Raw genomic sequence first — 13,525 nt, 5'->3', positions numbered from 1 at the left:
AGTTCCTTTTCATAACATCATCAAAAGGAACTCGTTCATCTTAATCACTTAGAACATTTGTCAAGGTTTCACCTAATATCACCACACTACTATGTTCACGCATCAATGTTTCAGCTCGTCCGGCTTGGCGATGTAATAACGCGTCATAAATTGAACAATGTTGAAGATGTGCATAGTGTAATCGACGATATTCCGATAACGCTTTTGTTTGGTCATAGGTAATTGCTTGCGCTGATGCCATAGGCAATTGATTGTTTTTTGCCAAAGCTTGTAACAGTGCTATATTTTGCGCCCCTTGAATAATCGTATCGTGAAAAATTACATTAAAGTGGTGATAACGCTCTAATTCAGTATCACTAAACTCAGTATGCTCATTAAAAAGCTGTTCTGTTTCTTGAATACACGCCTGCAAGGTGGTCTTTTGCTGATCTGTTAGCCCTTGTTCCGCTAACGTTTTTGCTGCCAACCCTTCAAGCACACCACGTACTTCCAGCGCATCATGAATCAGTTTTCCTGAAATCTCTCGTACCGTATAACCACGGGTTGGATTTTTTATTAACAGACCTTCTTGCTCAAGCAAACGAAATGCCATTCGAATTGGTTGTCTTGAGACACCAAGCAACTCTGCTGTTGGAATCTCAGCAATTCGACTACCACCTTCAATTTCCCCTGCAATGATCATTTTTCTGAGTTTAATTAAAACTTGTTGTCCTGAAGACATGCTTAATCACACACTATCTAAAACGATCTTTGATGCTAACAACTTCATCTATAAAATGATAGAGAAGAAACACCCTATCCTGATAGAGCATAGGGTATTCAAGCTTTTTTTATGATAATTAATTAATCTTACCCTCGGTAAGTTGCTGATTAAGTAATATTTTTGCTTTTGACTGTAATTGCTCAACCTGAATAGCCTTACCTGCAACTGAGGCTGCCTCATCATTAAAATAGCTAAAATGAGATTTTTCATCTTTTTGAGCAAATTTTAATGCAACCACTTTATTTTGATTGAATGCTTGATTCCATACATCTCTTACTGCGCTCCAATAAGCTGCATTTTCTTTCCAATAGTCATAGGCAGGTTTAAAATCAAAACTCCCGACTTTATTGTACTGATTCACACCTAGCTCACGTGCAAGCGCAGTCTTGGTTTTGCTATCAAATTTAATATTATCTTGTTCATGCACCCAACCCGTTGCAGTTAAAGCATGACGATTCACACCAATAATCACATCATAATCACTACGAGTTGTATGTTCACGACGAGGTAATGGTCGGTAGGTCTCATTGGAAACCCATTCGACAGCACCATTGTTTTGGCTCCATTTACCCAGTCCAGCATAACGTGGAGAATCGTCAACTTGCCAAACAGTTTGTAACCACATCCCTTTAACTTCTTGTTTCTTTAATGGGATACTTTGCCATTTGTAATCACCAATGTAACTCCACATTTGTTTAGGCTCATATTCCCAATCTTGACGCCAATGCTTAACAACATGTCCCCCAGCAACCAGAATATGCTGTAGAGAAACCTTTTTTGCGGTGTTTTCAAGCACAATCACCGTTTCATAGCCACTTGATAAATCATCATCTTTGATTTCATAGCCTTGTTTTAATGCATATAGCTCTTCAAAGCGAAAATTAACACGATACTCACCAGCCATTTTTAAAATCGCTTGACGAGCTTGTTCTTGGGTTAAGTTTTGATGCAAAGATGAATACTGTAATACTTCTGCTAGTTTCGTTGGTTGTTGCTGAGCATTTGCATTTACTCCCCCAAAAGCCAACAGCGTGACTAGAACATAAGATAGCTTAAGTTTCATAAAAACTTCCAATACAATTTAAGATACTGATTTAGTTAAGTAAAAATTAGACAACTATGTGCATGTTTGTTTCTTTTTGAAATAAACATGCGAAGTATTGTAAATTATTATGAGAATCATTACTATTTACATTGTGAAATAATTTTCATTAGCGATTACATTGTGACTATTCAATCTCTTCCATTCCGTTTTCAGCCAAACACATTATTTGTCTCACTGCTTGTAACGGGACTTTTTTCTGCCCACGTATATGCAGATCAGAACTTAGCGTTCCCATCGAAACAATCTACACATGTGTTAGATACCATTGTGGTTACGGGTACACGTTCAGAAAAACACTTACTGGATAGTCCGATTCGGACAGAAATCATCAACCAAGACGAGTTAAAACGTACCAATGCTACGACTCTAAAAGATGCTTTGAAAAATATTCCTGGAATTTTATTACGAGAAATCCATGGTAAATCAGGTTATGAAATTTCATTACAAGGTCTGAGTAGCGATCAGGTACTGGTACTCATTGATGGACTCCCCTTAGCAGCAAGCACAAGCTCAACCATTGATTTAAGCCAATATCTAATCGGGGGTGTTGATCATATTGAAGTGATTAAAGGAGCCGCATCAGCACAATATGGTTCATCAGCAATGGGTGGTGTAATCAACATCATCACTAAAAAAGTCCAAGAAGGCGTATCTATTTCAGGACAAATCGATATCGGTTCTTATGGTAAACAAAATGCCAATGGAAAATCCGCATCAATCAACAACCACCATCAAAAAGTCAGCATTGAAGCAGCCAGCGCAACATTGAAAGGTCGTTTGCTAGCAGACCAACTGAGCAGTGATGGCTTTGCAGTGAAACCGAGTGATTATCCATTGCAAGGTGATGAACAAAAACGTCAACAATACACACTTTATGGTGCTTGGCAGCCAAGTGATCAGTTCATGTTATGGACCGATTTCAATCAATATAAAGAAAAAGATCATCAAAAAGATTTCCTCTTTGTCTCCCCTTTCAACTTAAAACAATACAAAGTTGAAGACATTGAACGCCAGCGCATTAGTGCAGGTTCACAACTACAACTCTTAGATTTAGGGAAACTTGATTTAAAGGCTGTCCATGAAACCTATGACACGACATCAGTTCAAACTGTAGATGGTTTTCTATCTGCACTACGTAACTCAAAGCAAGAAAATAACCATTTTAGTTCACAGCTTTCATTTCCTACTTGGCACAAGCAAAACTGGCAATTGGGATATGATTGGCACCAAGAAAAACTAGAACAAAACAATAATGGTAAATTTGAAATGCAAGGCGGCAAAGTACATCGAGATCGCCATGAATTTTATCTACAAAATGACCTCAATCTACTTAAAAATCTAGATGCAGTACTGGGCTGGCGCTTTCAAAATGATGATGATTTTGGCAACCACAATGCATTTAAACTCAGCACCAAATATCGTGCTTATGAGCAAAATAATCTTTTGGTTGATCTGCGCTTTAGCTACGGTCAGGGCTATCGTGTACCTAATTTAAAAGAACGATTTTATTCTTTTGATCACAGTCACTTAGGTTATGTAGTGATTGGCAATCCCAACTTAAAACCAGAGTCATCGGATAGTTACCAGCTCGGGCTTGGCCTTGTTCAAAATGATGTATGGAATGCTGACATTAACCTGTTTTGGAATGATGTTAAAGACCTCATCCAAACAGACTATGACAATGCAACGAGCAACAACGGAATTACTCAATACAGCTATAGCAATGTTGCAAAAGCTCAAACCAAAGGTATTGAAAGCTCAGCAAAATGGAAAATAACCCCATTTTGGTCACTAAACGGTGCTTATACCTACACCGAAGCAAAAGACAAAACCCTTGGTACGTCCTTAACACGCCGACCAAAGCATATCGCACGTCTAGGTAGCGATTTTGCATTAAATGATCAGCTTGATTTGACCATACGTGCCCGTTATCAAAGTGAAGAATACACCGATAACAACAAACTTCGTTCTCCTGATTGGTTCAGCATCGACACTCAAGTTGATTATCAAATCAACCCCATGATCAGTACTTTTGTCGGCATCGACAACATTTTTAATGAACAACGTGATTTCTCTGCCCCTGTCGATTATCGGCCTGTTGCTGGCCGATATAGCTACATGGGTGTGCGTTTTCACTGGAATAATTTTTAAAGGATCAACACAGTATGTCTAATCTAAACACACATTTCTGCAAACTTTTTACATTAAGTACCTTAAGCGCTTTACTGATCGCATGCGGTGGTGGTGGCGGAAGTGGTAGCAATAACAATACATCAAATAACGGCTCAAACAATACCGACCAATTTACGATCAAATCAGCGCAATGGACGATTACACCAAGTGCAAATTCGTCGTATTGCTATGACATTGACACACAAGCGGAGGTCTCATGTACAACATCCGATTGGGATCTACAATTTGCAATGGGTACACGTACGCCAATGTTATTCACCAACAGTGGAGTAAGTGGATCGGGTAATGGTGGTGCGCTCTATTCACCCTTCTCTGCAACATGGGAACAACTCTCAAAAGAGCTGGATGCAATCCAAGGTGGCAGTTTACCAAGTCAAGCGTGGAATATAGATGCCTACAGCAATGCATTTATGGCGACGACAAATGGTTATAATAGCTTCTTAGAATATAACTTATTTGGTGATCATCGCATGTCACCCAATTTTAAAACCTTTTTAGTGACAACCGATACTGCTTCCACCAAGGTAATTGGTACCATAGATCAACCTGTATTTGCGGTACAAATCTATAACTACTACCAAGGAACCACATCAGGATATATTTCAATCCGTTATATCAACACCCAGTATCCGAATGATGTCAAAACCTTAACCGTTGATGCCACGAAAGGCTGGAACTATGTTGACCTTGTCAGCGGCACCACAACCAAAGATACTCAAGCAAAATGGCAACTTGCATTTAATCGCTACTATGTACAAGTCAATCAAAACATTGGCAGTGCCGTTGCTTCCCAGCCAGAAGGTTTTTATACCACTGAAGGCAATGCCATCTTAGATAAATTCAAAGATACCAATGCCTATGCAAGCACCGAAGCAGACCTTAAAGCATCGATTTCAACAAAAATAACGCGTTGGGGTTCTAATACCATTAACTCTATCCTGAACCCAGCATATCAAGGGGCTTATCCACAAAAACTATCGTATGGATGGTATAACTACTATCCAACATTGGCGGCTGCTCAAGCAGATGGATTACAAGCAATGCATACGCTTAAAGCAGACTCTACTGGAGCAAGTATGATCCGTAGTAACAAAGGCAACAGCTATGCACGTATGCATCTCACCGATATCCGTTATGCAGATCCAACGGACTATAACAGCACAATGACATGGACCTTTGAGTTTGATATTCAACCTGCAAAATAAACCATAAAAAACGGAGCATTTGCTCCGTTTTTTTAGCTTCAATTTAGCAAAGGTATCGCCTTGCGTAATCTCAACGCTAATATTGGTAAGCTATAATTCACAAATAATACCAACATTAAACCGATTAGAAAGGCTCCTATAATATCGAAAGGAAAATGAACACCCACAAAAATACGTGATAATCCCACGATTAGACTAAACACTAACCCAAGACCACCAATCAATTTAAAACCTGCCAATAAGTACGAGCACCCAATAATCACAATCGTTAATGTATGTTGGCTAGGAAAAGAAGAAGTTGAACCATGACCAATCAGTTTATGTCCTAAACCGAGTTGAAATGGCCGCGGTGAATGATAAAAATAATCAACTAAATCACATAATAATAATGATATAAGTACGATAAACAGGGTTTTTGCAAATATTAAATGATAGGCTTTCCATTGCAGTAATAACAAAAACACGAGAAAACTAATAAAGACTGTGTTTAAATCATTTGCCAAGAAGATCACAATTTGATCTAAGATTGGATTTTGTAAAGCAAAAGCATTGATACTATGAAATAAATGAATATTTATATCGTTCAAAATCATCTCTCATCAATCTTTGATCACTTATTTGATCGCAATGTATATAAAATTGATGAAAGAATTATGAATCCAGCACTGACCGACATACTTTGATAGATATAGATTACTAAGACTCCTTGAAATCAAAGATAAAAACATAGAAGGTAAAATATGAATCAAGCGCATTCACAACAATCTGAGTCACCTGCTCACGAGCATATGTATGCTATTTTCGCTCAACAATCTGCTGCTTTTGCTGCTCAACCCTACCCAGATTTAGACACACGGCGCAGTAAGTTATTCAACCTCAAAAAGCAAATTATTCGCTATCAAGATGTAATTGCTGCTGCAATCAATACTGACTTTAGCTCTCGCTCGATCGATGAATCAAAACTATTAGATTTACTTGGCTCAGTACTCGAAGCGGAACATGCAATTCGACATTTACGTAAATGGATGCGCCCAAGCAAACGTCGTACAGAATTACTATTTTTATCTAACCATTTACGTGTGCAATATCAACCCAAAGGTGTAGTCGGCGTCGTTGTGCCTTGGAATTTCCCCGTTTATTTGGCGTTAGGGCCATTAATCGCAGCGATTGCAGCAGGTAATCGAGTCATGGTTAAACTGCCAGAAATTACCCCTGCAACAAATGCGGTCATGAAACGCATGCTTGCTGAGGTTTTCGCTGAAGACGAAGTTGCTATTTTTGGTGAAGAAATCACAGACCCTTCACTATTTACAACCCTTCCATTCAACCATATTGTTTTCACTGGATCACCAGCGATTGGCCGCGTGGTGATGCGTGCCGCAGCAGAAAACTTAACTCCAGTTACCTTAGAACTTGGTGGTAAATCACCGGCTTTGGTGAGTCGTCACTATCCTTTGGCTGATGCAGCAATGCGAATCTTACATGGTAAAGCAACCAATTGTGGTCAAATTTGTGTTGCACCTGATTATGCATTAGTACCGAAGGAAAAAATAAATGCCTTTGTGGAAGAATGTAAATCATATTTTTCATCGATGTATGGCGATAATATTTCAAAAAATACCAATTACACGTCTATCGTCAATGATCGGCATTTAAAACGATTACTCGAAATACTTGAAGATGCTAAAGCAAAAGGTGCAGAGATCATCACATGCGGGGACTATGTTCCAGACCAAGATGGGCGTCGCATGCCTGTACACATTGTCTTAAATTGCACACCAGATATGCGGATTTTAAAAGAAGAGTTATTTGGCCCAGTTCTTCCGGTAGTTGCATATGATGCAATAGATGATGCGATTACATATATCAAAGCAGGTGAACGTCCATTGGCACTTTATTGCTTTACCCATGATGCCAATGAACGCGATCATATCTTAAAACAAACGCATTCAGGTGGCGTCACAATCAATGATTGGGGATGGCATGTCGTGAACCATGATGCACCGTTTGGCGGTATTGGAAACTCAGGTATGGGCACATATCATGGTGTAGAAGGTTTCCGAGAACTTTCACATGCAAAAACAGTCTTTATTCGACATCGATTTTTCCCAACCCAATTATTTTATCCACCTTATGGTACATGGATACAAAAACTCGCTTTGCATTTCTTTTTGAAAAAAGGCGACCCAAATCTCAAATAAAATCGAAAAAAAAAGAGAGTTTAAAACTCTCTTTTTTTAATTGATTGAACAAGCTATTTCCTTAGTCTGGATCTAAAAAACGTAATCCAACACCTGCAATTGTAAAAATATAAGATGGCGCGAGTGCTGAATCTCCAATTTTGGTTCGAAGTTTTTTGACTAAGATGCGGAGATAGTGGGTATCCTCTTCGTGGCTAACACCCCATAGCTCAGTCATGATTTGTTTTTGGGTAACAATCTTTCCTTGGTGGCGAATCAGTAATGCCAAAAGCTGTAATTCTTTTTTAGTTAGAATGATTTCTTCATTTTCAACTCGAACAATATGTTCAGCAATATCAACAAATAGTTTCCCATCGTTAAACATTGTCTTCTGCTCTAATGTTGGCGCTTTATTACGAAACAAGACACGCATACGCGCGCAGAGTTCCTGAATACTGAAAGGCTTGGTAACGTAATCATTTGCCCCCGCATCCAGTAATTTAATTTTTTGGTTTTCATCAGGTCGAGCAGAAAGCACAATGACTGGAACATCAGACCACTGACGCAGTTCTTTAAGTACGTCATGACCATCCATATCAGGCAACCCCAAATCCAGAATTAAAAGATCTGCGCCTCGTGTAGCTAAAATCTCTAAACCCTTCATACCATTTTCAGCCACCTGGACTCGATAACCTTGTGCACGCAAAGCAATATCCAAGAATTTTCGAATTTGTGGTTCATCATCAATAATAAGAATTGAAGCTTGAGTATTTAATGTATGAGGCATGAAATCATTTTAATCCTGATGTAATGGTAATCGTATTCTAATTAAAGTGCCTTGACCATGCTTGCCGCTCAATGCTTCTATCGACCCCATATGTGCACCGATAATCGCTTTTACTATCGAAAGGCCAAGGCCTGTTCCTGTCTTACCCCGATCACCTCTTTGCATGGTATAGAACATATCAAAAATCTGTTCTCGTTCATTTTCAGGAATCCCAATACCTTGATCTTCGATCTCGATTTGTAACAAGGCTTCTTGTTGCTGGATATTTACCTCGATAGGAATATCTTCGGGTGAAAACTTTGCTGCATTTTCCAATACATTAAATATGGCTTGCTCAATTAAAGCAGGATGGACATACAATTGGGGCAGATCTTCTGCTAACTGAACCTGAATTTTGACTTGAGGTTGATAACGTTTCAGACGTTCAGTGGCGGAGCCAATTAATTCATCCACACCAATCCAAGCTCGACTGAGCGTTAAGCCTTGATGTCCCAAACGGGTCATATCCAAAAGGTTTTGGATATAGCGATCTAAGCGCTCACCTTCTATATGAATGGTATCTAATAACTCATCACGATCTGTTTTAGGCATTTGCTCGCCATAATATTTGAGCGTATCTGCTGAACCAATCATCGCAGCCAACGGCGAACGTAAATCATGTGATACCGATGAAAGTAAAGCTGAACGCAATTTTTCTGTTTCAGCCACCACTCTTGAATTTTCCAATTGTAAGGAAAGTTGAATACGGGAAAGCGTTTGTGCAATATCTTCGATCATCAACTCAACCAAACGTTGTTGCGCAAAACTAATGGTGTGTAGTTTTGGACTAAAGCGAATAGCAATTACGCCACATCCTTCAATGGGGTGGATTGGGTTAAACCACCATTCTGAATTTGTTAAAGTATTGGTGAAACGTCCACAGGGTTTAGCATTCTTTTGTGTCCAATCTGCTGCGATTTGATCTTTATCGCTGAGAACAGATCTCTCTCCCACCTCTTGATCACCAACACTTAGCCAGACTTGTACATTCAATGCACTTTCCAAATGTAACTTCGTGATATTTAAAACTTGTTCAATATCAACACAAATCGATAACTTCCGCTCTAACTCTTGCAATTGAAGTGATGCTGAGTTCGCAGCTCGTAAGCTCAGCACTTGAGCGCGTAACTGATTTGCTAACCGTCCCACCAAAAGTGCTGAAATGATAAAGGTGATGATCGTAATCACCCCACGCTCTGCACTGATCAAAAATGTGTACCGAGGTTCGATAAAAAAATAGTTATATAAAAGAAAACAAATCAATACGCTGGTAATGGTAATCAGCATCTTTGCCCGAATGGCGACCAAAAGTACGGTGATAATAAAGATTAAAGCGAGATCACTATAACCGATGAAACGATCACTGACCGCTGCCACGGTGAATCCAGCAAGTATGATTAAACTACTTTCAATCACTTCACGTTGATGAAGATCAAGTCCTCGCTCTGACGAATCATCTAAAGACTTTTTCCTATCCTGCTGTTTGGTTTTTAGCGGTTGAACAAAAGTAATCTCAAAGGGATGCTGTTTTTCTAAAAGTTGATCCGCAATATGATCTGAAAACAAACGTTGCCAAAATGATTTTTGTGGGCTTTTACCCAATAAAATATTGGATGCGCCACAATCATATGCTGCCTGTAAAATTGTAGCTGCAATATGATTGCTATAGAGTAAATGGGTATCAGCACCGAGCTTACGCGCTAGGTTGAATGCTTTGCTCACTGCAAAAGTCTGAGTATTTTCAATTTTGCTTTTTTGAATTGAAATCACACTCCACGTCGCATTGCGTCTTTCTGCAATTCGATGTGCGCGACGGACTAAGTCTTCCGAAAACTCGGTACCGTCAATCGCCAACATAATATGATTTTGAATCGGAATAATTTGACCTTGAGCTACAAATTTCTCTCGATAATCAATATCGACTTGCCCTGCAACCGTTTGAATCGCAAGATCACGTAAAGCGGTTAAATTGGCTGGTTTAAAAAAACCTTGCAAGGCATGTGGAGCGACATCAGCTAAATAAATTTTGCCATGATTCATACGCTCCAATAGTTCAGGTACAGGAAGATCGACCAGCCGAATATCTTTTAATCTTTTCAATAAAACATCAGGCACTGTTTCTGTTACCCGAATGCCCGTAATTTGATAGACCACATCATTCAAACTTTCGAGATGCTGAATATTTAAAGTGCTGTATACATTAATCCCTGCATCAAGCAGTTCATTCACATCTTGCCAACGATACTCATGCCGACTCGTTGGTACATTGCGATGCGCCAACTCATCCACCAACACGATTTCCGGCTTCAGTTTGAGAATTTGGTCTAGATCCATTTCATCCAAAAAACGTCCTTGATACTCAACACTTTTTCTCGGAATCACATTTAACCCATGTATCAAAGCCTGCGTATCAGCTCGACCATGTGTTTCAACCACGCCCACCACCACATGATGCCCTTGCTGCATTAACTCATGTGCTCGAGTGAGCATGGCATAGGTTTTACCTACGCCTGGTGCTGCACCCAAGAAAATGGTCAGACGCCCAGATTGCTCACGTTGGCTATGCGCCAACCATGCATCTGCTTTGTTATTTCGATCGATCTGCATAGGCTAAGCTCTATCAACGTGAAGTTGATGATATTTGATCTAAAGCTAAGTTCAGTTGAAGCACATTGACCCGTGCCTTTCCATATATTCCCAATTGAGCCGGTTGAATATGCTGTTGGACCAACGCTCGAACCTGTTGCTCTGACAAGTGGCGTTGTTGCGCTACCCGTTTCACTTGTAATAAGGCACTTTGAGGTGAAATGTCTGGATCAATTCCACTTCCTGATGCAGTTACCATATCATGTGGAACTTGCTGCACTGAAATTCCATTTTTGTCTGCAAATTGAATCACTCGCTCCTGAATCTGTTGTTGTAATTCAGGATTGGAGAGTGCCAAATTACTTCCCCCAACCGCATCCGCATCATACGCGATGGCACTTGGGCGAGCGTGAAAGTAGTAATCACTCACAAAAGCTTGTCCAACCAATGCAGAACCCACCATTTTTTCATTTAACTCGATGACACTACCATTGGCTTGCTTTGGAAATAATAACTGGGCCAAAGATACACTCACACTGCAATACAATACGCCTGCAATCAGAAATCCAACCACAATTAAACCAAAACTAGAACGAAAGAGTAGTTGTGGCTCAGAAGATAGCGGAAAATTTTCTAATGTATTCATGATGTACTCCTAAATCCACAACGACACAACAAGGTCAATCAATTTAATGGCAATAAACGGAAAAACCACGCCACCTACACCATAAATCAGCATATTACGACGCAACAATTGCAACGCACTGGCAGGTTTAAATTGCACTCCTTTCAGCGCTAAAGGAATCAACATCGGAATGATCAGTGCATTAAAAATCAATGCAGAAATCACGGCACTGCTTGGACTACCCAACTGCAAAATATTCAAGGCATCAAGCTGAGGAATCGCAACGGCGAATAATGCAGGCAAAATCACAAAATATTTAGAGACATCATTTGCTAAAGAGAATGTGGTTAAGGCACCGCGAGTAATTAACTGCTGTTTCCCAATCTCCACAACATCAAGCAGTTTGGTTGGATCAGAGTCCAGATCAACCATATTCCCCGCTTCTTTCGCAGCTTGCGTACCAGAGTTCATGGCTAAACCAATATCGGCTTGCGCCAAAGCGGGTGCATCATTGGTTCCATCTCCAACCATCGCCACCAATTTCCCTGCGGCTTGCTCTTTACGAATACAAGCCAATTTATCTTCTGGTCGAGCTTCAGCAATATAATCATCCACGCCTGCTTCGGCAGCAATTGCGGCTGCGGTCAAAGGATTATCACCCGTAACCATGATGGTTTTAATCCCCATCTCTCTCAACAATGCAAAACGCTCTTTAATGCCTTGCTTAATCACATCGGAGAGTTCAATTACACCTAAAATTCTATCACTCAGTGCGACAACCAATGGCGTTGCACCTTTTGAGGCAACATGCTCAACACAAACATTCAATTCAATATTATTTTTAATAGTTTGATTGGTGAATTTAAGAATCGCATCTACTGCCCCTTTACGAATCTGATCTCCAGAAGCTAAATTTACCCCTGATAAGCGTGTTGAAGCACTGAACTGAATAAATTCAGCATCTTTAGATTCATGGATATTTTCTCCCATTTCTTTAGCTAAACTCACCACTGACTTACCCTCAGGGGTTGGATCAGCAAAAGACGCTAGCATTGCTGCTTGACGCAATTCACTCGGACTCACACCCGTTAAAGGATAAAAGACCGTTGCTTGACGATCACCATAGGTAATCGTGCCTGTTTTATCTAACAGCAACACATCAATATCACCTGCAACCTCAACTGCCTTACCTGATTTCGCCAACACATTGGCTTTTAAGGCTCTGTTCATCCCTGCAATCCCAATCGCAGGTAACAAGCCGCCAATCGTTGTTGGAATGAGACAGACCAATAATGCAATCAACATTACAAGACTGATTTTGATTCCCACCATAGAACCAATAAACGGTAATGTGGCAACCACAACAATAAAAGTAATGGTCATGATGTTCAGCAAAATACTGAGTGCAATTTCATTCGGTGTTTTTTGACGATTTGCACCTTCAACCAAGGCAATCATTCGATCTAAGAAACTATTGCCTGCCTCATTACTGACACGAACAATAATTTGATCGGATAAAACCTTGGTACCGCCAATCACACCTGACCGATCCGTATTGGCCTCACGTAATACAGGCGCAGATTCACCTGTCACCGCCGACTCATTAATGGTGGCAAAACCTTGAATGATTTCACCATCTGCAGGCACGATTTCACCTGCTTTGATGATCACTAAATCATCTTTTTTTAATAAGTTGGCAGAAATCACAGTTGGCGTAGCATTTAGATCAGCAATTTTATTTGCCATTAAGTTTTCACGGGCTTGGCGTAAAGAAGATGCCTGTCCACGCCCTTTAGCTTCTGCCACTGCTTCTGCATAATTGGCAAACAAAACGGTTACTAGTAAGATCAAGCTTAGTAAAATACCAAATCCAAAACTGGTGCTACCCATCAACGTTGCCACGATGGTTAACACCGTTCCAATCCATACACATGCCATCACAGGATTTTTAAAGGCATGCTGTGGTAATAACTTATAAAAGGTTTGCTGAATAATTTCTTTATTCAAGATATCCATTTGTGTCGCATTAGAGTGATTCATGG

At 40.0% G+C, this 13,525-nt stretch carries 10 protein-coding genes; 3 read left to right on the top strand and 7 right to left on the bottom strand.

What is annotated here, in order from left to right; genetic code table 11:
* Window positions 1–40: 40 nt before the first annotated feature.
* Together F2A31_RS03650 and F2A31_RS03645 are read right to left on the bottom strand one after the other, a co-directional pair.
* Window positions 41–721, bottom strand: a complete 681-nt coding sequence (locus F2A31_RS03650) for a GntR family transcriptional regulator (RefSeq protein ID WP_150025238.1) — start codon at window positions 719–721, stop codon at window positions 41–43.
* A gap of 118 nt (window positions 722–839) precedes the next feature.
* On the bottom strand, window positions 840–1,826 hold the full coding sequence (locus tag F2A31_RS03645) for a DUF6607 family protein (RefSeq protein ID WP_150025237.1): 987 nt from the start codon (window positions 1,824–1,826) through the stop codon (window positions 840–842).
* Between the two features lie 168 nt (window positions 1,827–1,994).
* Between F2A31_RS03645 and F2A31_RS03640 the strand changes: the two genes are divergently transcribed.
* Both F2A31_RS03640 and F2A31_RS03635 read left to right on the top strand, forming a co-directional pair.
* The gene (locus F2A31_RS03640; protein WP_407643275.1) at window positions 1,995–4,019 is read left to right on the top strand and encodes a TonB-dependent receptor plug domain-containing protein; all 2,025 of its coding nucleotides are present in this window, start codon (window positions 1,995–1,997) and stop codon (window positions 4,017–4,019) included.
* A 14-nt stretch (window positions 4,020–4,033) separates the two neighbouring features.
* The gene (locus F2A31_RS03635; protein ID WP_150025236.1) at window positions 4,034–5,266 is read left to right on the top strand and encodes an HmuY family protein; all 1,233 of its coding nucleotides are present in this window, start codon (window positions 4,034–4,036) and stop codon (window positions 5,264–5,266) included.
* A gap of 38 nt (window positions 5,267–5,304) precedes the next feature.
* Here F2A31_RS03635 and F2A31_RS03630 read toward each other — a convergent pair whose 3' ends face one another.
* A complete protein-coding gene (locus F2A31_RS03630) occupies window positions 5,305–5,859 on the bottom strand; it encodes a phosphatase PAP2 family protein (RefSeq protein WP_150025235.1) in 555 nt (184 codons plus the stop codon).
* Between the two features lie 147 nt (window positions 5,860–6,006).
* On the opposite strand from F2A31_RS03630, the gene F2A31_RS03625 reads away from it, so the two are divergent.
* Window positions 6,007–7,467 carry a coniferyl aldehyde dehydrogenase gene (locus F2A31_RS03625; RefSeq protein WP_150025234.1) on the top strand — a complete coding sequence of 487 codons (1,461 nt, stop codon included), beginning with the start codon at window positions 6,007–6,009 and terminating at the stop codon, window positions 7,465–7,467.
* Between the two features lie 61 nt (window positions 7,468–7,528).
* Here F2A31_RS03625 and F2A31_RS03620 read toward each other — a convergent pair whose 3' ends face one another.
* From F2A31_RS03620 to kdpB, 4 genes are read right to left on the bottom strand one after another with little or no spacing between them, the layout of a single operon-like run.
* Entirely contained in the window at window positions 7,529–8,233 is a 705-nt protein-coding gene (locus tag F2A31_RS03620; RefSeq protein WP_150025232.1) for a response regulator, read from the bottom strand.
* Window positions 8,234–8,242: 9 nt separating this feature from the next.
* Complete coding sequence (locus F2A31_RS03615) at window positions 8,243–10,879, bottom strand: sensor histidine kinase (RefSeq protein ID WP_150025231.1); 2,637 nt, start codon at window positions 10,877–10,879, stop codon at window positions 8,243–8,245.
* Window positions 10,880–10,892: 13 nt separating this feature from the next.
* Entirely contained in the window at window positions 10,893–11,504 is a 612-nt protein-coding gene (gene kdpC / locus F2A31_RS03610; protein ID WP_150025229.1) for a potassium-transporting ATPase subunit KdpC, read from the bottom strand.
* Between the two features lie 9 nt (window positions 11,505–11,513).
* Window positions 11,514–13,523 (bottom strand): potassium-transporting ATPase subunit KdpB, encoded by a 2,010-nt coding sequence (gene kdpB, locus F2A31_RS03605; RefSeq protein WP_150025227.1) that lies wholly within the window; start codon window positions 13,521–13,523, stop codon window positions 11,514–11,516.
* Window positions 13,524–13,525: the final 2 nt, after the last annotated feature.

This window comes from Acinetobacter suaedae (assembly GCF_008630915.1).
Lineage (GTDB): Bacteria > Pseudomonadota > Gammaproteobacteria > Pseudomonadales > Moraxellaceae > Acinetobacter > Acinetobacter suaedae.
The sequence above is the reverse complement of the archived record's forward strand: the minus strand, read 5'-3'. Positions and strand labels throughout refer to the sequence as shown.

Excerpts from the sequence above, each read along its gene's own strand:
- kdpB (WP_150025227.1), bottom strand. The coding sequence starts at position 13,523 with ATGAATCACTCTAATGCGACACAAATGGATATCTTGAATAAAGAAATT.
- F2A31_RS03650 (WP_150025238.1), bottom strand. The coding sequence starts at position 721 with ATGTCTTCAGGACAACAAGTTTTAATTAAACTCAGAAAAATGATCATT.
- F2A31_RS03645 (WP_150025237.1), bottom strand. The coding sequence starts at position 1,826 with ATGAAACTTAAGCTATCTTATGTTCTAGTCACGCTGTTGGCTTTTGGG.
- F2A31_RS03620 (WP_150025232.1), bottom strand. The coding sequence starts at position 8,233 with ATGCCTCATACATTAAATACTCAAGCTTCAATTCTTATTATTGATGAT.
- F2A31_RS03615 (WP_150025231.1), bottom strand. The coding sequence starts at position 10,879 with ATGCAGATCGATCGAAATAACAAAGCAGATGCATGGTTGGCGCATAGC.
- F2A31_RS03630 (WP_150025235.1), bottom strand. The coding sequence starts at position 5,859 with ATGATTTTGAACGATATAAATATTCATTTATTTCATAGTATCAATGCT.
- F2A31_RS03625 (WP_150025234.1), top strand. The coding sequence starts at position 6,007 with ATGAATCAAGCGCATTCACAACAATCTGAGTCACCTGCTCACGAGCAT.
- kdpC (WP_150025229.1), bottom strand. The coding sequence starts at position 11,504 with ATGAATACATTAGAAAATTTTCCGCTATCTTCTGAGCCACAACTACTC.
- F2A31_RS03635 (WP_150025236.1), top strand. The coding sequence starts at position 4,034 with ATGTCTAATCTAAACACACATTTCTGCAAACTTTTTACATTAAGTACC.